The sequence below is a fragment of the Rothia sp. HSID18067 genome (assembly GCF_003989445.1).
Taxonomy (GTDB): Bacteria; Actinomycetota; Actinomycetes; order Actinomycetales; family Micrococcaceae; genus Rothia; species Rothia aeria.
On record NZ_RBMF01000001.1, the window covers coordinates 770,570 to 792,946 of the forward strand.

A 22,377-nucleotide genomic window follows, 5' to 3' on the forward strand; every position below is an offset into this window, starting at 1 on the left:
CTGCCATAGCAGCCACTGTTGATGAAGACGAATCGTCCACTCTGTGGTTTTCAGGTTCCAATATATGCGCAATATGCAGTATTGTCAATTTTCAGTGGCTATTCTTCGTCAGATATAGCTAGTGCTTGTTCTAGTGCTTGATGGGCAAGCTCCGTCGAGTGTGGACTCAGTGCGCTCAACGCCCGCAGATTCTTCGCCAACACAGTCGAACCCTTCATCTTCGGACGCAAAACCTCAGGAATTTCAACACTCACACCATACTCCCCCGCCAACTGAGCAAGTAACTGCACGAGCGCACCACCCCGGTTAATCTCCCCCACCACCGGCAGCAGCCCCTGCAGCACCTGACAGACACGCCACCCCGCCAACGGGCTAATAGAAGCAGCATCCTGCAGAGTCTCGATAACCCTCCCAGCCATCACGTACTCCCCCTGCAGCATCCACCCCAGCTCTGCGGCAAACATGCCGGTGTCAAGCATATTGCGATCCACGAGGGCCGCAAGCGCCTGCGCCGTGGCGGAACGGTACTGCCGCTCGGCCGCGGAGGCGGCGTAGGCTAGGAACGAGTATGAAGGCTCGCCCAGCACCCGGTGGGCGTGTTCAAAGGCCTCAAGTGCAGGCTCCATACCGTGTATGACTTTCGCAAATTTGGCTCCTTTAACAGCGGGCATCATATGGGCTGCGAATATATCGGGGTTGTTCTGAGTTAGCCACGCGTACCACTGGATGACGGCACGCATCGCTGGCAGCTCGCGTTGCTCACTGTCCCGGCTCTCATATTCCGCCCTGACGCTATCAACCAGCAGGGCGGCCTGCTCAAACGGGGTTTCGGCGGTAACAGGCTGTTCTTCTTCGTGAACGGCCCAGGCAACATAGTAGTTTCCGTAGATCCGCTCAAAGTCGGCGTTGAGTGGTTCCCGAGGCACGGTAATACGCCGCCATGTGCGTTGTACCGCCGGCAGTGGCTCACACACAATGCCGCTGCCGCAGGTGTCGGGGGTGAGTATGCGCGATATTTGTTCGCTCAGCAGGGCAACCGGGCCGCGGCTATTCCTTATCTCTACCGTACATTCAGCATCCCAATATTCTTCGTCGGAATAGTATTGTCCGTCCTCTAAATATTCCCCAGTCATACTACTGATACGACGGTCGTATTCGTATCCCGGGAATTTTTGCGGGGCAATACTATACTCTTTAGCACATAATTTAAGAATTGTTCCCGCAAGGTATTCGAGGTTATTATAGGTATTTCCATCACTATTTTCGAGATATTTTTTCAGATATTCCTGCTGCGCTTTATCCAAGCCAATATCGCGGTGCTCTGCAATGTAAGCTAATAGCCGCGGAATATCAGCCCCGTCACCGGTATTTTCGAGGAGCTCGAAAAGTATTTCTTGCGCCTGTGCAGCGCTATCGATCGGTGGCCGGGAGGTAAAGAAATTATCTGGTTCCCGGTGCTGGGGTACCGCATCGGGAATACTGCCGAGCTGAGCTTCGGGAGCGTCCGTATCCGTGTTATCCGCGGCATGGCTGAGGAGCTTCCCGGTAATATGACGGGCTTGGTCCTTCAACTCTACAGGGAGGGTACTGGCTGCCTGCCCAACGATGCGGGTGATCTGTTCGCACAGGTGTGGGCGGGCTTTCGCTAGTTCAGCGAGTATGCGCAGCTGGCTCTTCAGGATTTTCTTTTCGGTACGCATGAGAACAGCCTGCGAGGCATCCACCAGTGTATGCACTTGGTGATCGGTCAGCTCCCCCAGTATAGGTAGCAGCTGCTTTTGGGCAAGCCCCACTACGGTTGAGGGTTGAGAGCACAACAGCGCGATAAGCTCGGCGGCATGCCCTGTGATTTCTTGCTCGTTTGACTGCATACCCAAGTAGAAGGAGCGGTATGTTGTGGCGTCGGGGTTAGTATCTGCGGCCAGCAGCCCTTTAAGAGACTCTGCAAACACGCGCTGACGGAACCCCTCATAATGCTCCTGCAGAAAAAGCAGCAACTCAATGGTTTTGAGGTGGCGCCCCGGAGCAACATAAAATTCATCTCCCACTCTGTTGCTGAAAAGATCCCAAAACTCCTGTGTTAAAAGCAGCGGATCATTATTAAATATGTCAAGAAGCGGGGCAAATCCTCGGGATGATACAGAGTTATCCCGTATAACGTAATTCTTATACGCATACAGGTACCCGACGCTGACGCAGCGCAGCTGGCGGCTACGCAGAAAACGGTGCGCAATCTCGAAATATATTTTACCTTCTGCAAGATGCACATACTGGTCAATAAATTCTAGCCCCCATGCATCAGGGCGCTCATTGAGCCCCATTTCAAAATAACGCCCCGCCTGCTGCGCAATATTGTCTTGCCACCCGGTATGCCGGTTAAATTGCCGCAGCAGCGAGGCAGCCCGGCTGGGCTTTTCGGTGAGCGCCCCAATAGCGTAGAGTGCAACCGGGTGGTAGGTGTAGTCCTTGCCCATAAGCCGGGTGGGCGAAAGAACACGGTATAGGGCTGCGCGTTCCTTTTCGTTGGCTCCCGCTAAAGCGCGGCGGAACTCTGCCACGGGTGCATTATTGTCCAATAGTTTTTTCACGAGCGCGCGCCGTTCAGCGAAAGAAGGCGGCATATTGTTGCTGGGCATAGTTTCTCCGTGCGTTCTTATGACGGGTTGGTTTTTAGTATTGTGAGCGTTTGTTCTTGTGCTTGGTGGGCAAGCTCCGTCGAACACGGACCCAGCGCGCTCAACGCCCGCAGATTCTTCGCCAACACAGTCGAACCCTTCATCTTCGGACGCAAAACCTCAGGAATTTCAACACTCACACCATACTCCCCCGCCAACTGAGCAAGTAACTGCACGAGCGCACCACCCCGGTTAATCTCCCCCACCACCGGCAGCAGCCCCTGCAGCACCTGACAGACACGCCACCCCGCCAACGGGCTAATGGAAGCGGCATCGGTAAGGGTACGCACTAACCTCTGCACCTGCACATATTGGTGACTCAGCAGCCACGAAAGCTCCGCTGAGAACGCATCAGGATCCAGCATGCCGCGCCCCGCTAGGGCAGCGATGCACTCGGCCGCATGGGCACGAACCTGTTCCTGCCGCGCACTGGCACACGCCGCTATTGCACAGTAGGATGGGGCTCCCAGCACACTGTGCGTATCCGCAAGAGCCCGCAGCACCTGCACCTCGGCACCTGCCGATTGCGTCTCATACACCGCCGCGAAACATGCGGGCGCGAACTGGGCGGCCAGCACATCCGGGGTGTTCTGGGTTAGCCACGCATACCATTGAACGACCAGTTCCATGCCGGTGCTGTACTGTGCTTCCTCTATGCGACGCTGGTACTCGCCAGCTACCCGGTGCACGTTCAGCACCCGCCACGCAAACGGGGACTTTTCAGGTGCCGCGTGCGGGTAGAAGACTTGCCGCCACTGCGGCAGGCGGCCGCCGGGGACTTTCTTCGCGTCCAACCAGATCCAGGCTGATATATGCTGAAATACCGCCCAGCTGCGTGCCCATTCATAGTTTTCAGCCGGTAGTGGCTCGGTAATAAGCGCTATGAGCTCCGTACGGTATGGCCACAGCTCTTGAGAGCCTTCAACAACCGGCTGCTGCTCCGTCTGGTGTGCGTGCACCCACTTGAACTGCTGCACCAGCACATCCGCTGGACGAGATGAGAGAGGATGATGTTTAGTTTTGTCGTACTTCTGAAACTTAAGCGCTGGGGCCTTATAGTTGTCCGCATCTTTGAGGTGAGGCCACATGGTGAGGTACCTCATGTATGCGCCCGGGTCGGCATCACGTGGTCCGGTGTTAAACCCCTGCATGAGTTGATGCGGCGCGAGGGCTTCAGGGCCTAGTTCGACCACCGGGTGCTGCATGAGGTAGGCGAGCATCCGGGGAATGTCCGCACCATCGTACCCGTCACAGAATAGGCGCCGAAACTCGTGATCATCTGTGATGGGCGCACGCGGGGCGAAGAACCCGACGGGTTCTTGTTTCTGCGGTGTTATATCGGGAATATGTATGCTCACGGTGGTTTTACCCGCATCCGTTATGCCCTTAACTACCCCCTCGACAGTGCTTGTAGATACTGTTGCGGGGGCGATAAGTTTGCGGGCACCCGGCTGCACATCCAGCGGCATAGACTCCACGGCATCCGCCACGAGGGTGCTGACCTGGGCAGCACACTCAGGGTGGGCCTTCACCAGTTTCGTCAGTAACCGCAGCTGGGCGCGCAGCACCTTCTTCTCGGTGCGAAATAGCACGGCTGCCGATGCGTCTATCACAGCTAGCGCCTGCTCACCGGAAGCCTCATCAACTGCGGTATTCAGCATGTCTTGCGCCAGTGAAACGCTGGGTGAGGGGGCCGCACCCAGCACCGATACGTACAGTTGGAAAAGCCCCAAAATTTCTTCTCTGCTTGGCTGCAGAGCACGGTGAAGGTGGCCGAAAATAGCGCTGTTCGCAGCCGAAAAATCACGCAGTAGCGCCCGCAGAGTTTCCTCCAGCGCACGCTCACGCACGCCCTCAAAACGCTCACACATATACCGCATGAAAACTATTGCAGCATCACGTTGACCCAGCCGGCCGCGCAGCAACCCTTCACTTCTAAAAAGTGCCCAAAAGTCGTGCTCCAGCAGAAGCGGGTCTGAGCGGAAGAACTCTTCAATTGTTAGCTCGTGGGGGTTGTACCGTTTGAATGCTTCCTCGTTGGCGCGCATCGGCGGAATCATGTGGGTCAAAAGCTCCAGGTAGGCTGGGGATTCACTCACGAGGCGGTGGTTCCGAAGCACTGTATGAACCGGTTCCCATGCGTCTTGGGCTTCCGTCCACGGGTCGTGCTCCACTGCGGCAAACTGCAGAACCCATTCGTCGCTCCGCTCAGTCAGGCCCGCTATAAACCATCCCAGGTGTTCACTATGGGTATCGGCGCTGCACCGTGTACGCGAAATGTACCCCACCGTACACCAGGTACGGATCGCGGTGGCGGGGCTGCTCGTCAGAGCACCCAGCAGGTAGAACCCTAAACTGGTAAGGGTTTCGGGGGCTTGGGCTGCTTCCCGTTCACTTCCAAGTATTTTTGCGGGTTGTACGGTGCGTGCCAACGAGGCGCGTTCCTCTTCGGTGGCTCCGCGGATAGCCTCCCGGTAGGCCTCCATATTAATGGGGCCGGTGCTTTTAAGCATGGTTTTGAGGCGGGCACGGCGCTCAGTGAGCGTGATTGGCTGGGGCATGGGGTATCTCCTGGGGTATGGTGTCGGTGCTGACACTTGCGGCTACGCAGGGTTGGTGTTGTTAGCCTGTTCTAGTGCTTGACGGGCAAGCCCCGTCGAACACGGCCCCAACGCGCTCAACGCCCGCAAATTCTTCGCCAACACAGCCGAACCCTTCATCTTCGGACGCAAAACCTCAGGAATCTCAACACTCACACCATACTCCCCCGCCAACTGAGCAAGTAACTGCACGAGCGCACCACCCCGGTTCAGTTCCCCCACCACCGGCAGCAGCCCCTGCAAAACCTGACAGACACGCCACCCCGCCAACGGGCTAATAGAAGCAGCATCCTGCAGAGTCTCAACAACACGGTTTGCTGGCACATATTTATCTTTTAAAAGCTGCATCAATTCGGCAGAAAACGCGTAGGTATCAAACATGTCGCGGTCTGCAAGAGTGGCGAGTGTTTCCGCCGCGAGGGCGCGGTAGCCGGTGTCTTTAGCGGCAGTAGCGAACCCCAGGGCACAGTATGCGGGTGCGCCGAGAGAACGCCAGCTCTGTGCAAGGGCGGTGAGCACAATTTCTAGCCCGTACACTTTCTTCTCATATAAGGCCGCCGTCATCAGAGGCATCATATGGGCCGCAAAAATATCCGGGTTATTGTATAGAAGCCATGCGCACCACTGCACCACCAGCCGGTACCAACGGCAGGTACTAGCTTTCTCCATATTCTCGCTGTAGTCGGCAGAAATCACAACAGCCGTGAGCGCTGCCTCAGCAAACGAGGCGTCTTTTGGCTGCCGGGTAACACCCAGTTTGCGCCACCCAACATACCCGGGGAAGCCCTCTACGATCCTGCCCGCAACATACACGTTCCGCCGCTTTGACCAGTCCACCGCAACGCGTTCCCACACGCACTGCGCGGCCGGGAGCGGGGTTGTGACCACAGGCTCCAGTTCCTTTTTATAGGGTTTATCGGCATACGCGAACTGCTCCTGCAACAGTACCTGCGGCCCGCGTGACTTCGCGCGCGAGAACAGATAGTTTTCCCGATACTTCTGCATAAAATCACAGTGGGTGAGCTTTAACCGGTAGGATTTGAGAGCCAGGTAGCTGAGGCTGGCCCGCAGCTCGTCCTTCACCGCATCCCAGTAACGCAAATTCTTATTGTGGCTATATATGCGTTCTTGAGTGGCCTTATCCATCTCAATGCTTCGGTTGGCTTTCCGGCTCTGCACCATATAGGCGAGCAGGCGCGGCAGCTGTATCTCTTGCGTCTCTTCTTCCAAAACTTTCAGAAGAACCTCTACGCATTCAGCGTCATCCGCGATAGGGGTAAGCGGTTCCGCCTCCCGCCCCGGTTCACGGTCACGCGGGGCCGCCTCGGGAATAATAATGCTTCCCGTCCCGCCCTCAGCGTCGGGGGTGTTCGGTGCAGTGACAGGCTCATCAATTATGAGTTTACGGGCGGTACTTTGCACATCTAACGGCAGGGTGTTGACGGCGTCCGCCACGAGGGTGCTGACTTGGGCTGCACATTCGGGGCGGGTTTTCACCAGTTTCGTCAGTAACCGCAGTTGGGCACGCAGCACCTTCTTCTCGGTGCGCAAAAGCACAGTGGCAGAGGCGTCCATGAGCTCCACCGCCTGCTCCTGGTCCAGCTGCGGGATAAGTGGGGTGAGCATATCTTGGGCTAGGCCCACGGAGGTTGAGGGGGACGCGCCCAGTACGGACACAAGGGTACCGAAGCGGCTGAGGTTCTCAGCTTCGGTGGGGTGCATCCCGCGGTAAAGCGCGTGGAATATCCGCGTGTTAGCCGGGGAGAAATCACGGAGCATCGCCTGCAGACATTCGGTAAGAACCCGGTCACGGAACCCGCTGTAATTGTCGCTCAGCAGCTTAGTGAGGGCTAGCATACTGCCGTTGGGGTGGAAAAATCCGTAGGTGTATTCCTCCAGCATGGCGCCCTCCACCCGGAAAAGTGCCCAGAACTCCTCAAAGCGGGCAGGATCTTCTGCAAAAAATTCCAGGGCTTCCTGGTGGTTGTGGGTCGAGGCAGTGTTCACTGCGGGAATACGGGCCTGGAATCCTTTCAGGTACTCTTCGTCTTCACAAATGAGCCCGCGTTCCCGCAGTAATGTCTGACTGAGAGGCCATAGTTCATCCATGAAACAGGTTTCCGCCACGTATTCCAGCACCCAGTCGTTAGGGCGCTCGGAGGCGCCTGCGGCCGCGTACCGGGCGATGGCGTCCCGGTGTTTATAGTTATCCCAGCACAGTTGCAGAATAAGCTGCGCGGCTCGGGCAGGTTTTTTAGTGAGAGCAGTAACCGCATACGTCCCCAACGGGGTAAACCGGTTCTTGGGTTCTTTCAGTTTAGTGGGCGAGAGGGTACGCACTAGTGAGGCGCGTTCCTCCTCGGTAGCCCCAGAAAGCACTTTCTGGTATTCCTCAACCGGCTTGTGCTCAGCGACCAGCTGCTTCAGGCGGGTGCGGCGCTCGGTGAGTGTGAGAGTCTTATGTTCTGAGGTGGTCATAGTATTTCTTTCTCATATATGGCGGGGTGTTCGTGCTGTATAGGCCGCTAACGGCATTCTGCTATGCCTCTTAGGTATTAGCAGGCGTTATCGGCCGCTACTTGTTGGGCCTGTTCGGCGGCTTGGGCTGCTAAATCACTCGGGTGCTCGGTAAGTTTATGCAACACTCGCAGGTTTTTTGCCAGCACCGTTGAGCCTTTCATCTTGGGAAGCAGTTCATCCGGAATAGTAACGCTCACCCCGTATTCTTTGGCTAGCTGCACCAATAGCTGCACGAGCACACCACCGCGGTTCACGTTTCCTACCACCGGCAGAACCTCTACGAGTATCTGCAGGGTACGCCACCCCGCCAGCGGGCTAATGGAGGCAGCATCTGCTAGGGTTTGGGCTATGCGAGGCGCTTTGAGGTTGTTCCGTTCCAGTAACCTGCGCAGCTCGGCTGCGTACGCATTGGTGTCCAGCATTCCCCGGTCGGCAAGGTACGCTAGGGTCTCGGCTGCTGCCGCATGGTTATCGGGACCGGCCGCATTACAGGCAATGGCCAGCAGCGAGTGGGATGGTTCTGTCAGCACCCGCCAGCTTTCTGCAAGGGCACCGAGCACAGTATCTAACCCATACGACTTCTTATACAGTGAGGCGGCAATAGCTAAAGGCATGTAGTGGGCCGCTAAAATATCGGGGTTATTCTGCATAAGCCACGCGTACCATTGCACTACCGCACGGTGCTGCGGATTACTCAACGCATCCTGGGCACGGTCTGAAACCGCAAGACGTATATTAGCGGGTGTCAGAAGAGCCGCCTGCTCAAGCGGCAAATCAGCGTCTTCTTCGGTTTCTCCAACCGCGTTCCAGGTAATGAACTCTTTGCCGAGGCCCTCATAGCAAAGCTCATACCAGCCTTGTGGTGTTCCGTAGCTTTTGCCCACGTTCCTCTCCCAGATGCGTTCAACGGCGGGAAGCGGAACCGGCGGCAGAGGCACCTCAGCGCCGGTGTCAAGGGCTACCAGCTGTCGGTGGAGTACCCCGTAGGGACTTGCATAAGTATTCTCCCGATAGCCGGGGAAGGTGCCGGGCTGCAGCACGTTTTGGTTGAGGTGATGCTTCAGAACCAGGTAACTCAGATACAGCGCCTGGGCCGAAGGGGTATCAGGGGTCCGTGTCCTGTTGTGCGTGTGGATACGTTTGCGGGTTGCCGTATCCAGCTCAACACGCGGGTGCTTATGGAGGTAAACGAGCATCCGCTGCAGGTTCTTGCCGTGTTCTTCCCCTTCCAGCTGGCCGAAGAGAACATCTAGAAACTCAGCCTCATCGTCTATTGGGGGCAGTGGTGTGAGGTTTTCACCGGGGGCACGATCCTGCGGAATAATATCTGGGATACTCACGGTACGGCCAGTGGGTTCAGGGGGCACCGTATCATCGGGGGTCATAAGTTTACGCGCCGTATCCTGCAGATCCAGGGGCAGGGTCTCTACGGTCTCGGCCATTATCCCACTCACCTGTTGCGTAAATTCCGGGTGTATTTTTACGACTTTCCGCAAAACACGCAGTTGGGCGCGAAGAACCTTCTTCTCGGTACGGTACAGCACCGCATAGGACGCACCCACCAATGAGGCGGCTTGCTCGGTATTCATTGCTGGCACTGTTCCCGCCAACGTATCCAAGGCAAAACTGATAAGAACCGCCTGCGGTGCCTCCAATACGGCCAATAACTGCGGCAGGCGCCGCAGGTTCTCGGCAGTGGTAGGCTCCAGCCCACGGTAGAGCACCCAAAAAATACGGGTTTCGCGAAAATCACGGCGCATAGCGGCCAGGCACTCATCAAGAACACGGTCACGGAACCCCGCATAGTGGCTCGTCAGCAGGCGTACCAGGGTCACAGTGTCGCCTCGGCCCTGCCCGTATGTCTCATAGAGCAGCCCGTCCACCCAGAAAAGCTCCCAGAAATCCTGCTCCAGCAGCTCAGGGTTCCGGGCGAAAAACTCTAAAACATCTTTCTGCCCCCGCGAGGATTCGCCGGTAACTACGGGGATGGATTCTCGGAAACCCAGCAGGGCAGAGACGGAAGTATTTTTGAGCCCACGCTCCCGCAAGATAGGGCGTATGGCGTCCCAGCAGTTTACAGTCAGCGGATTATTGCTAAACCCCAGCACCCACTCATCGGGGCGTTCCCGCGCCCCGGCGGTGAAGGAGCTAAGGGCTGTTGAGAACTTTTCATGCTCAAGATGCCACAGTGTGCGGCGCAGTATATAAGCGGCCTGCTCCGCAGTACCCAGCGCACCCAAGACATAGAACGCACCGGGCCGAGGCGCGCCTTGGGTATCCAGAAGTTCAGTACGTTCCAGAACTTTCGCCAATACGGCCCGTTCTTCTTCATCAGCCCCGCCCACGGTCTTCTGCAGCTCCTCCATTGGGGCGTCACAGTCCACCAGCACCGCCAGCTGGGTGAGGCGCTGAGCGGAGGTGAACGTATTCTGTTGCGAATCTTGCATGGGTTCTTTCATCGGTGAGGAGGCGGCACCTCAACGGCAGCCGCCGATGGCAGTAGTACTAGTGTAGGGTGCGGCTGCTGTTTTATGCTCCGCCTTCGGTCATGAGCGCGAGCGCCTGCTGGTTAGCCTGCTCAGCGAGCCCGCTGGGGTGTGTATTAAGTGCGCTAAGCGCCCGCAGGTTTTTCGCCAGCAGGGCTGTACCCTTCAGTGCTGGCTGTAAACTTTCGGGCAGCGCGACGCTTACCCCGTACTCCCCCGCCAGCTCCGCCAGCAGCTGCACGAGTGCACCGCCTCGGGGTATCTGTTGGGTGGCTGGCAGGATCTCTTCAAGTACCTGCAGGGTACGCCACCCCGCCAGCGGGCTAATGGAGGCGGTATCTTTCAATGCCTGCACCACACGGTTTGTTGCCACCCACTGGTTTTTGAGGAGGTATGCCAGTTCCTCACCTAGAAGTTGAGTGTCCAGCATGCCGCGCTCGGCAAGCTGGGCGACGGTTTCGGCTGCCTGCGCCCGGTATTCGCGGGTTTTCGCCCCGAGCGCCCACCCCAGTACCGAGTAGGATGGGGCTCCCAGTACCCGGTGTGTATCTGCTAAAGATGTGAGTGTTTCCGGTAGCCCGTACACGGTTTTCTGGTAGGATGCGGCCAGCGCCAGCGGCATCGCTTGGGCTGCCAGAACATCCGGGTTGTGCTGCATTAACCATGTATACCACTGCATGATCGCACCGGTAAATGGGTAGTTTTCCGCATCGTTGGTGCGGTGCGTGAATTCTTCCAGCAGGCCCATAACGTTTACTGCGGCGTTTTCGAATGTCTCTCCCTCCGGGTTGAGCTCTTGCCCGGCGGCAAGCCACATCATGAGTGAGTCCTGCGGTGCATGTTTATAGATCCCTGATTCGTTGCTGGGGCGAGCGCGTGCCTCAAGGGCTTCCACGTGCCGGTACCAGTCGAAGGTTTTAGCGGGTATTGGTTCGGTTGCTAGGGGCGCCCAGTGCGCTTCGTGGGGTTCGCCCACACGGTTAAGCTGTTCTTGGAAAAGCGCGGCGGGGCCACGGTAGTTTATGAGGGTGGCGGTGCCGCCGCAGTTGTCGTGGTGCTCGTCGTGGCGGGTAAGCTCCCAGTACAGTTCGTAGGTTTCTGCCCAGGAGGGCGCGTAGTCGCGGTGGGGAAGCATGGGCTGCCCCGTTTCGGGGTTGTGGAGCAAATAGTTCACGTACCCGTCAAAGCGTTTGGAGAAGCTTTCTGAGTCGTGGGCGCGCAGAATCAGGTGGGTGAGGTAGATGTTTTGCACCCAGGGAGGTATGACCCACTGGGAGTTGTGTTCCCGCACTATTTTCAGGTGTGTTTCGTTCAGCTGCACTCGCGGGTGTTTACCCAGGTATTCCAGCAGGGGCGGTATGTTGGCGCCGTGGCCTTCACCGCCCAGTAGAGGGATGAGTCGTTGCGTGAAGTCTTCGTCATCGCACACGGGGCCGGGCGTGAGGTTCCCTTGTGGTGCGCAGTTTTGCGGCACTATGGTGGGGATGCGCACAAGCTGGGCCGGTTCGGCGGGTTCTGCCGGTGGAACCATGCGTGGACTGGGAAGGACTACTAGCTGCTGTGCCTGCGCCTGAATGTCTGCGGGCATGTTCTGTACCACCTCGGCCACTTTTTGGCTTACCCGTTCCGCAAGCTCGGGGTGTGTTGTGAGGGTCTGAGCCAGCAGTCTCAGGTGGGCGCGGAGCACTTTTTTCTCGGTACGGAAAAGTACCGGTGAAGAAGCATCCACCAGTTGGGTTGCTTGCTCACTGGTGAGAGCTGTCACTACCTGCCGCAGCATAGTTTGTGCCATCCCAACTGCGGGTGAATAAGGGCTGGCAAGCACGGCGGTGTACAGGGGTAGTCGTTCTATAATTTCGGTGTCTGTGGGGGTTAGCCCCTCGTGTGCTGTATAAAAATACCGTGAGTCGGCGGGGCCGAAGTCTCGCAGTAGAGCCTGGAGGGTTTCGGTAAGGCACCGGGGGCGGACACCCTCGAATTCTTCGCTTAGCAGACGGGTGAGGGCACCGAAGGAAGGCTCACCGCGGCGGGTGCGGGGCGCCCATGTGGATGGGTGCTGTCTCAGAGCCCCTTCGACGGTGAAAACGTCCCAGAACTGCTGTTCAAGACAGTCTGGGTTGGTACGGAAAAATTGGGTGGTTTCAGCGTGGTTCTTAGGTGAGTCGTCATATACCGGTGGGATATTAGCGAGGAACATTGCCAGGTACTGCGGAGTGGAGCAGCTGAGGCCGCGGTTTCTTAGGATTGTGTTGCTAAGTTCCCACTGCCCGTGGAGTGACGCCCCGGTAGATGCATATTGATCAGCAAATTCGAGTACCCAGTCGTTTCTTCTTTCTTCAGTTCCCCACATGAAGTGGTCACGTATTTCACGCCGCCGACCAATGCGTCCCGCCTCGGTGAGGCGTGTAAGTTGATGCAGTTGTTGTGCGGCACGTGCTGGTTTTGCGGTGAGAGCGGCCGCCAGGTAGGCTTTTATGCTCTTTGGAAGATCTGATGCGGCGGCTTTTTCAGCGTTCAGGGTTCGTGCCAGGGATGCCCGTTCTTTCTCGGTGGCCCCGTTAATAATCCTCCGGTACTGGTCGAAAGTGGCCTCGGGGTCTGCCATGAGCTTTTTGAGGGTGGCGCGGCGTTGCGCAAGTGTGGAAGCGGCGGCTGTCATAGGTGGCTATTCCTTTTTAGTGATTGCTGTCCAAAAAAGTTGGGTGTACTTATAGTAGCTCCATAGCATGCTGCCGCGCCTTTTCCGCAAGCTCGGTCGGATGCGGTCGCAATTCTTCGAGCGCACGCAGATTCTTCGCAAGCACGGTCGAGCCTTTCATCTTCAGCTGCAGCGCTTCAGGAATCTCGACGCTCACGCCGTACTCCCCCGCTAATTGCACCAAGAGCTGCACCAGGGCACCGCCCCGATTTATCTCACCTACCATAGGCAGCATGTTCTCTAGCACCTGCACAATACGCCACCCTGCCAACGGGCTAATGGATGCAGCGTCCTGTAAACAGCTGGCTGCCCGGGCCGGTTTAACCCATCCCCCTCGGAGCAGGTAGGCCAGTTCATACGCAAGTAAAGAAACATCGAGCATTCCACGACCCGCAAGAGCGGCAATAGATTCGGCGGTGAGAGCCCTGTGCTCAGCTGCTGCTGCACCAGTTAGCCAGCCCAACACGGAATAGGCGGGTTCTTGCAGAACCTGATGTGTGTGGGTGATGGTATCCAGTACGGCGTCAAGCCCTTTGATGTGTTTCTGGAACCCTGTTGTAGTGACGAACGGCATGCTCTGCGCCGCCAATGTATTGGGGTTATTCTGCAGAAGCCACGCATACCATTGCATGAGGGTACGGTGAAAATCGTCGATTGCCTGAACAGCACGGTGCATAAACTCTTCGGGAATACCTGCCGTGTTCAGAGCCGCCTGCGCGAAAGGCATCTGTGCGGTCGGCAGTTCGTGATCTTCAATAAGCCACATCATTAGGCTGCCGTTGGGAGCCTCCGCGTAGGCTTGGTCGTACATATTGTGAGGACGCGGGCGGTATGTGAGAGGCTCAACGCGGCGTGTCCAAGTGCTCTCTTCTGCGTGAGGTATAGGCTCAAATACAAGGTTTTCTGGATGTTCTAAACAGTCAATCTGCTCTTGGCAGAGCCCCGCCGGTCCACGATAATTTGTGGTCGTTTTCTCTATACGAGGTTTTTGACGCCCCAGAGACCCAGTGTGTTCAACCTGGTAGGGCTGGATGGTTTCGCCAGTCTGGGGGTCAGTATGGAATTCATGCCGGTACCCGGTAAAACCTTGCGGCAGTTTTTTAAAAAGTTTTCGGTGCGGGGCAATCACCCGGTACATCAGATAGTTGCCTAACGCATGAGTACCCGAGCGAATACCGGAATTCACGCATCGTTCAGCCAGAAAGTCCTGCTGGGCTGCATCAAGAGTAATAGGATTATGCGCTAAATAATCAATGAGCTGCGGGAGCTGCGAACCGTCACCTGTGCCTTGGAGACAGGGAATAAGACCATCCATAAACTCAGCATCACTCGTATAAATATGCACCTGTGGGGTTGAAACGTGCTGCTCTAGAAGCTGCGGACGGGTCTCAGGAATCATGACACCGCCCACTACTTGCTCCGCGTGAGACGGTGCGCTAGTTTTATCCGTCGCGGCTTCAGCAGGAGACATGAGTGTTTGCGCAGCGGGCTGCAGATCAGGCGGGAGAGAATCTGCGGTTTCCCTCATCAAATCGCCCACATTTTGACTATGCTCTGGGTGCGTTTTAACAATAGCGCCAAGGAGTGCGATCTGCGCCCGGAGTATTTTCTTCTCGGTGCGAAGCATCACGGTGTGAGAGGCATTAAGTAAGTCATGGATCTGGGATTCGGTCAGCTTTTCGACGCATGACATCAACATTTCTTGAGCCAATCCCACGGAGGTTGAGGGAACGGTGGTGAGCACTGAGGTGAGCAGATTGGTGTTATCAAGGTTCTCGTCTGGGGTGGGGTTCATCCCCCGATAGATATGGTGGAAGATACTGGTGTTCTTGACGGAAAAGTCGCGGAGCATCGCCTTCAGACATTCAGTAAGCAGGCGGTCACGGAATCCGTCAAAATTCTCCTGTAGCGTGTGGAAGAGAGCCAGGATGTCTGCGTTTTCGCGCCCTGACCAGTCTTTCCGCAGAAGCCCTTCATCTGTGAAACACGCCCACATTTCGTGTTCTAGCGTCTGGGGGTTGTTTTTGAAGAAGGAGATAACCTCTTCCCGGTTCTCGGATGAGCCAATGTGCATGTCAGGAACGGCCGTCACGAACCCCCAGAGGTAGGAGCGCGTGGTATTGGTGAGTCCGCGTTCGTGAAGAAGCTGATGTATCTGCACCCAGAGTGTGGGTGAGTCGTAACCAAACCTGCCATAGCCGCGCTCGTTAACGAACCCGGTTATCCAGGTGTTATCACGCTCGCTGAGTCCAAGCATCATGGCTTCTGTGCGTTGGCTAAGGTATTGTTCCGATTCAGCGGTTGAAAACTTCCAGTTCGCCTCACCGGGTAATCCCCTGTCGATAAGGTTTAAGAGCTCAACACCCACGTGTTTGAAGGTTCCGCCCAGTGCAGCCGCCGTGTAGACGCACACAAGCCGCTGCTCGGCCGTTCCTTCACAGCTGTAGCGGTCTATGAGCTTTTTAATGGAGAGTGTGCGTGCAAGGCCCTTGCGCTCATCCTCGGTGGCACCGGTGAGAACTTCATGGTACTGCCAGAAGGTGGCATCGTCACGTTTCAGCAGCTCCCGCAGACGTGCGCGACGTTCCGTAAGACTAGGTTGCGGTATTTTCGGGGTCATAGCAGTCTCTCAGTTTCTGCGCTTATGGTTGTGCGCAGCGGTGTTGGTCCAGCAGTTCTTGGGCTTGGTCTCGGGCCTGCTCCGCAAGCTCAGTCGGATACGGCTGCAGCTTTTCAAGCGCCCGCAGACTTTTCGCCAGCACAGTCTGCCCCCTCATTTTGGATCGCAGCGCCTCAGGAACCTCAATACTCACACCGTACTCCCCCGCCAGCTGCACCAAGAGCTGCACCAGCGCGCCACCACGATATACCTCGCCTACGACAGGCAGTATGCCCTCTAATACCTGCATAATCCGCCAGCCCGCCAAGGGGCTAATCGACGCAGCATCCCTAAATGTTTGCTCAATTCGTTGAGCCTTCACGTGGTGCTGGCCCAACAGCCAACACAGTTCTTTGGCGAATAAAGCGGTATCGGCCATACCCCGATCCGCCAGGGAGGCGAGCGCCTCCGCAGCGTTGACGCGCACTTCGGTAGTTTTAGCGCTGGCCCCAAGCCCGAGTGCACTGTAGGAGGCGGCACCCAGTACTCGGTGCGTATCGCCTAGGATCCGCATGATGACATCGGCACCATAAGCATTATGAGCATGGATAGCTGCCACAAGAATAGGCATGGTCTGTGCGCTGAAAATATCTGGGTTGTTCTGCATGAGCCATCCGTACCACCCCATGACCGTGCGGTACGAAGGATAGTATTTTGATTCCAGCATACGGTGCACGTACTCGATTTGCGTGCTGTTGGTGTTAAACGCGGCAGATTCAACGGAGAGCGCGGCAGCATCGGGCGTATCTGCTCCAACCCACAGCGGGAATTGCAGAGGGAAGCTGTGCATCCGAACAATATATAGCGATTCCCAATACTGGGTGAGAACTGTACCCGTAGTGCGTTCAAGGGGTACACACTGGGACGCAAAAGGCGCGGTCACTATGTTGGTTTCTGCGTCTTGATCCGCAAAAATCAGGGAGAACAGCTGCTCCATCAGCAGCATATGAGGCCCGCGCTCATTGAGACGAATTTCTGTCCCAGTAGCTTTTACATTAATGGGACGAGACTGATGCTCCTTAACCGCCTGTTCATCTACTGTCACCGGGTCCCCGTGCTCATCGCTGAGGTAGAGACGTTCTGTATACCAGGTGGGGATGATCGGTATCTTAGCAATATCAGCGTGTTGTATCTGCCCGCTTTTGAAAAGTGCCGCAATGGCAAGGTATGGGATATTGGGACTGGAGAGGGTATAAATACCGAACGATTTTTCTATGAGAAGGTCACGGGTCTCTTCAAGAAGCTGCCGCTCTGCATCGTTTATGTCCAGACTCTCGGCATGTTCCAAGTACTCCAGGATACGCGGAATATCGGTGCCATCGCCTCCTTGGAAGGTTGCTGCCAGGCATTCCATGAGTTCCCGATCCGTAGTAATAGGCGGTCGAGGCGTCAAGCACCCCTGCGGTTCACGATCCTTCGGGGTGATATCCGGTACCGTGATGCTCCCCGCTGCGTTCTGAGGTATGGGTGGCTCCTGCACCGAATCGTTGATGAGCTTCTGGGCCTTGTCTTGAAGGTCCAGGGGCATAGACTTGAAAGCATCCTGTACTGTCTGGCTTACTTGTTCAGTACATTCGGGGTGGACTTCAAGCAGTAAAGAAAGAAGCCGTATCTGGGCGCGCAAAACTTTCTTTTCGGTGCGCGTCAGCACTGTTGCTGAAACCTCAATGAGCTCACGTGCTTGTGCGTCGGGAAGCTCGTAGACTGCCTGCTCCAGCAGATCTTGCGCCATGGCGATAGCAGGGCTATACGCCGTTCCCAGCACCGAAAGGTAGAGCGCAAAACGCTCCGTAATTTCTTGAGGCGTTGGCTGCAGAGCAGCATGGGCCCTATAGAAATGCCGCACGTGGTGGGCTGAGTAGTCGCGCAGAAGACCTTTGAGTGTTTCATCCAGGAACCTGGGGCGAATCTCCGGAAAAGTTTCGCACATCACCTGAGCGAGGGCCGAAAACGATGGGCTTCGATATTCAGGCTGTAAGGCGGGATCCCACTTAGACTGTGCTAGTACCCCTTCAACTGTGAAAGCATCCCAAAACTCTCGTTCCAGCAGCACAGGATCGTTGCGGAAGAACTGTTCTATATTCCGATACTCTCTGGCAGACTTTTCCCTCACGTGTGGGACGGCATTCATCATCATGCAAAGATACCCTGGCGATAAGCTCGTCAGCGAATGTTCGCGCATAAGTTTATTGAGGCGTGTCCAGGAATCTATGTACCAATCGTCTGAACATTCTTCAACAAAGTGCAGGACCCACTCATCGGATCGTTCTACCGCCCCTTGAGTTAAGAATTCCCAGAGCTGCCCAGTAGCAGGCATAGGCGGCTCAGGAATAATATTAAAATCCTCATCTCGAAGAGGACAAAAAAGTTCACTTATAAGCCTCACCGCACGCGGAACCGACGAGGTTAAAGCTCCTACTGCATATGCGGCCAAAGCTGCTTTCTCCCCTCGGGCTTTCGCAAGTTTCGTGGGCGATAACGTCCTGGCCAACGACGCGCGTTCTTCCTCTGTCGCCCCGCTAATCACCGCGTGATAATCCTCAACGGTTGCGTCGTCACGTTTCATGAGTTCCCGAAGGTGGGCACGACGCTCCTGTAAGGTTGGCTGTGCCGGTAAAGCTGGTTGTGTGTGATGCTGTGCGGTCATTAAAACCCCTATCGGTGATATAGATTACTGGTTTTCTTCCCAGTCTAAAGTTTTTCGGCGTGCCCCGCACCGTTCTTCGTCACAATCTCTCGCGCTTGGTTTCGGGCCTGCTCCGCAAGCTCCGTCGGATGCGGCTGCAATGTATCAAGCACACGCAGACTTTTCGCCAGCACGGTCGAACCTTTCATTTTGGGCCGCAATACCTCGGGTATCTCAATGGTTACACCGTATTCCTCCGCTAGCTGACCCGCTAGCTGCACGAGGGAGCCACCGCGATTAACCTCACCTGCCACAGGCAGTATCTCCGCAAGGATTTGCAGGACGCGCCACCCCGTTAATGGGCTAATGGATGCCGCATCTGTGAGTGTTTCAACTGCACGATTCGTCATCAGGTGCTTCTGCGTAAGAAGCCACGACAGTTCTGCTGAGAACGCGGCAGTATCCAGCATGCCTCGTTCGGCTAGAAGCGCTATGGCTTCGGCAGCAATAGTGCGGTACTCGCGACGCTGAGCCCCCATAGCCTGCCCGATCACCGTGTACGAGGGTGCCCTTAGTACTCGGTGGGAATGCCCCAGAGCCTGCAGCAGACTCGGCAGCCCTATCTGCTGTGCCTGATGGACGGCGCCGAAGGCAAGCGGGAGAAACTGTACCGCCAGCACATCCGGGTTGTTCTGGGTCAGCCACGCGTACCACCGCACCACCTCGTCATTCCAGATGTTCCAGTATTCCCCGTCTCCGCTGCGGTCCAGGTACTCTTCAACGGTTCCGTGGGTGTTAAGCGCCGCCTGCTCGAACGGGGTTTCGGGGGTTTTAGGAGTTGCGTCTTTTTCCTCCCAGCAGACCCTCTGTTCGGATCGCACCCACGATATGTCCTTCCTGGCGGGAAGAGGAACCACAACCAATGGTGTGCGGTTTTCTTCATCGGGGTCTAGGCTGGCGATTTGCTCTGCAAGGAGAGCCTTTGGCCCACGGTAATTATGTGCCGTGCGAACTGTTCGAACCAGTTCCCCCGTTACAGTCCTCTGGTAAAAGGAAGATGTGTAGTATCCCCGAAAGTACGTGCGCTGCAGGTCTAAACTGTCTTCCTGCTGATATGGCTTGAGAACAAGATATGTTAGGCACCGTAGCGCAGAGTTAGCAAGGAGGGTCTTGTATTTGGTGTATACGTACTGCCGTTGTGCCTTATCCAACTCAATAGTGTGGTTCTTCTGCAGGTACGACAGCAGAGGCGGGTAGTCAAACCCGTCTGTAGTGCCTTCCAGATGCTCAATAAGGATTTCCAAGAATTCCGTATCGCTTGTGAGGGGTTTGCAAGTGGCAAAGTATTCGCTTGGTTCACCATCGTGCGGGGTAATATCCGGGATACTAATGCTTCGACCCGGCTTGTGCTTCACCTCCTCACTATTGTTTCTATGGTGTGCGAGTATAAGTTTGCGGGCGGTATCCTGCACATCGACAGGCATGGTTTCGACCGCCTCACTGACTGTTAAACTCACCTTCCCGGCCAGTTCGGGATGGTGTTTGACCAGTAGCTTCAGCAGTTTCAGGTGGGTGCGGAGCACTTTCTTCTCGGTCCGGAACAGCACCGGATGTGATGCCTCCACCAGCTGGGCTGCCTGTTCACGACTTAGCAAAGCTACCAGAGGCGTCAGTGTTTCTTGCGCCAAGCCCACAGTAGTTGAGGGCGCAGACCCCAACAGTGCCATAAGAGTGTGGGCTCGTTCCAGGTTCTCTGCTTCGGTGGGTTCCATACCCCGGTAGATCTGGTGAAAAACCCTACCGTTTGCGGCCGAGAAATCACGGGTCAGCGACTGTAGCGATTCATCCAGCACCCTTTCCCGGAACCCCTCGTAGAAGTCCTGCATGTGACGCATGAGGGTAAGCATACTGCCGGTAGGCCCGAGCAGCGTCCAGTAGTGGTCGCGCATTGTTCCTTCAACACGAAAAAGTGCCCAGAATTCTTGCTCCAGCAGCAGCGGGTCGTCTTCGAAGAAGTTAAGAGCAGCCGCACGATTGTAGGTTGAATCCTCAGGTACCGGTGGAATATTCCTGATGAACTGCCCAAGATACTGCGGAGATTCGCAGATGATATTTCGTTCCCGCAGCAGTTGGTGAGATACAGGCCAGCTTTCCTCCCCGTAAGCCCAGCTTTCGGCGATAGATTCCACAAACGCTAGAATCCAGTCCTCGCTTCGTTTGGATGCTCCCAGCACAAAATATTTCCCAATATCCTGATGTTGTCCACCCTTACGGTTATTCCACAGGAGTTGGTGGAATGCGGCGGAGGCGTTTTGGGTAGGTCGTTCTGCCCCTGTAAACCCGTCAGGTTTGCGGATGAGAGCACCCGCTACATAAGCAGCGAGCGGGGTGTAGTTTTTGACGTCCACCACCTGTGCGGGTTTAAGGGTTTTCGCCAGAGACACACGCTCTTCTTCGGTAGCCCCGCCTATGATAGCGTGATACTCCTCAACGGTGGCGTCGTCACGTTTCATGAGTTCCTGAAGGTGGGCACGTCGTTCTTCAAGGCTCATGCGCTGCGGATAGTTCTTCTCATCCATCATTGCCTCTTTGTGTATTCGGGTGTGCAAGGAAAACACGACTTTTGCGGATACGGTTCGGTGTCGGGCTAATTCAGCCCGCCACGACGTTTAATGCTTACCGCCAGTACATGTTTGCAGGGGCCTCGGGTGCCCCGGTATTTCACCCACCACGGGCAGGTGCACCGGTATTCTTCGATTTTCTCGGCGGGGGTTACCGTGTAGAACGTGTCCCGCGACTGCACACGGTACGTTCCGCTTTCGTCATCCCGCACTGCGCCGGAGTCCACCAGTTTCTGCGCACCCACCAGCCGCGGATGCATAGCCTGCAGAGCATCTGCCTGCACGGGCAGCGGCCGGTGGAAGTACTCCCCCGCCTGCACATCAAAACCGACCTGCCCGGAGGATGCCAGTAACGCGAGGGCGTCGCGTACTTGCGTTTCGTTCAGCCCGCTGCGTGCAGACATGACGGGCACTTCAATACGCGGCTCAAAGGAGAGAAGCACGCTGAGCATATCCGCGTTTTCAGCAACTGACGGGCCTGAGAGCGCCTGCAGCACAGAGCCTTCCCCCGAGAATCCGCGTGATTTTTCGGGGCTTAACCCGATGCTCAGGCGCGCACCCGGCAAGTGGGCCACCCACACGCTCGCCACCGGGGCGTTACCTGAGGTGACCGGTTCGCTGTATGCTTCCAGGCGGGTCATGAAGCGGATGAGCGGTTCAAGCACCCGCAGCCGCTCCGGCCCGGCCACGCACACCGACCCGGCGGTGGCTCGGGTGGCCAGCCTCAGCGAACGCACTGCCCGGGTTGCCCACATGACGCTTTTCGTGGCGGATTGGCGCGGCAGCCCCTGGATGAAGGTGCGGGCTGCTGCCGCGTCCAGAGAATGGGTGGGTTTCATCAGGGATGAGAGCATCTGTGTTTCGGCGAACCCTTTGAGCCAGCGCACCGGCAGGGGCACTTTATCTTCCATTACTTCACCGTCTAAGGTGGTGGTCAGCAGCCCCTCATCACCAACATCCATGTGGAGGGGTTCGCCAGCCCGGAGGGAAGCTAAGGCGGTGCGAAGCGGCGGATTCACGTCCACATTGGTCACGCCCACGGCGCTGTGGCTGGCGTCTAGGGCGGAGGAGTCTACGTCAAGTCGGGCATAGACACCGCAGCAGGCGCTAAAGGATTCAAACCGTAGGCCTTCACGGGTGCTAGTCACTACCGGGTCTGCGGCCCGCAAAATGGCGGCGACCATGCCGGGCGGGGTGTAGTAGTGGGTGCGGGCCACACGCGCGACCACCAGCAACGATGCTGCGATCACATCGGGGCGTTCCATGAATCCTGAGAAGAAGTAAGGGTGTGCTGCTGCGCCTTCTGGTGTGCTGCCGCCGCTGGTTGCTAGGGCCAGTTCGGGGTGTCCGTCACGTTCCAGTAGCGTAGAGGCTCCTAGATAGTTGTAGTCCAGTTCGTATGCCATGAGGGTTCCTTCGAGGGGTAGTGCAGAAGCTTTACGATACTACTATGCCTGAACGCCCTGACATTTTAAGCAGGGTTTCGTCATTC

Annotated in this window: 9 protein-coding genes; all 9 read right to left on the reverse strand. The window is 56.5% G+C overall.

Annotated elements, in window-relative coordinates; all coding sequences use genetic code 11:
• Nucleotides 1-98 precede the first annotated feature (98 nt).
• The 9 genes from D8M23_RS03415 to D8M23_RS03455 all read right to left on the reverse strand — a co-directional run bounded on the left by D8M23_RS03415 (nucleotide 99) and on the right by D8M23_RS03455 (nucleotide 22,291).
• Complete coding sequence (locus D8M23_RS03415; RefSeq protein ID WP_126853705.1) at nucleotides 99-2,636, reverse strand: DUF7825 domain-containing protein; 2,538 nt, start codon at nucleotides 2,634-2,636, stop codon at nucleotides 99-101.
• A 17-nt stretch (nucleotides 2,637-2,653) separates the two neighbouring features.
• Nucleotides 2,654-5,236: a DUF6493 family protein gene (locus D8M23_RS03420; RefSeq protein WP_126853707.1), complete on the reverse strand. Its 2,583-nt coding sequence runs from the start codon at nucleotides 5,234-5,236 to the stop codon at nucleotides 2,654-2,656.
• 42 nt (nucleotides 5,237-5,278) lie between these two features.
• On the reverse strand, nucleotides 5,279-7,753 hold the full coding sequence (locus D8M23_RS03425; RefSeq protein ID WP_126853709.1) for a DUF6493 family protein: 2,475 nt from the start codon (nucleotides 7,751-7,753) through the stop codon (nucleotides 5,279-5,281).
• Nucleotides 7,754-7,830: 77 nt separating this feature from the next.
• Nucleotides 7,831-10,242: a DUF6493 family protein gene (locus D8M23_RS03430; protein ID WP_126853710.1), complete on the reverse strand. Its 2,412-nt coding sequence runs from the start codon at nucleotides 10,240-10,242 to the stop codon at nucleotides 7,831-7,833.
• Between the two features lie 82 nt (nucleotides 10,243-10,324).
• Complete coding sequence (locus D8M23_RS03435; protein WP_126853711.1) at nucleotides 10,325-12,940, reverse strand: DUF6493 family protein; 2,616 nt, start codon at nucleotides 12,938-12,940, stop codon at nucleotides 10,325-10,327.
• Nucleotides 12,941-12,989: 49 nt separating this feature from the next.
• Nucleotides 12,990-15,599: a DUF6493 family protein gene (locus tag D8M23_RS03440; RefSeq protein ID WP_126853712.1), complete on the reverse strand. Its 2,610-nt coding sequence runs from the start codon at nucleotides 15,597-15,599 to the stop codon at nucleotides 12,990-12,992.
• Nucleotides 15,600-15,621: 22 nt separating this feature from the next.
• Nucleotides 15,622-18,285 (reverse strand): DUF6493 family protein, encoded by a 2,664-nt coding sequence (locus D8M23_RS03445; RefSeq protein ID WP_126853713.1) that lies wholly within the window; start codon nucleotides 18,283-18,285, stop codon nucleotides 15,622-15,624.
• A 44-nt stretch (nucleotides 18,286-18,329) separates the two neighbouring features.
• Nucleotides 18,330-20,846 carry a DUF6493 family protein gene (locus tag D8M23_RS03450; RefSeq protein WP_126853714.1) on the reverse strand — a complete coding sequence of 839 codons (2,517 nt, stop codon included), beginning with the start codon at nucleotides 20,844-20,846 and terminating at the stop codon, nucleotides 18,330-18,332.
• Nucleotides 20,847-20,911: 65 nt separating this feature from the next.
• Entirely contained in the window at nucleotides 20,912-22,291 is a 1,380-nt protein-coding gene (locus D8M23_RS03455) for an SWIM zinc finger family protein (protein ID WP_126853715.1), read from the reverse strand.
• Nucleotides 22,292-22,377 lie beyond the last annotated feature (86 nt).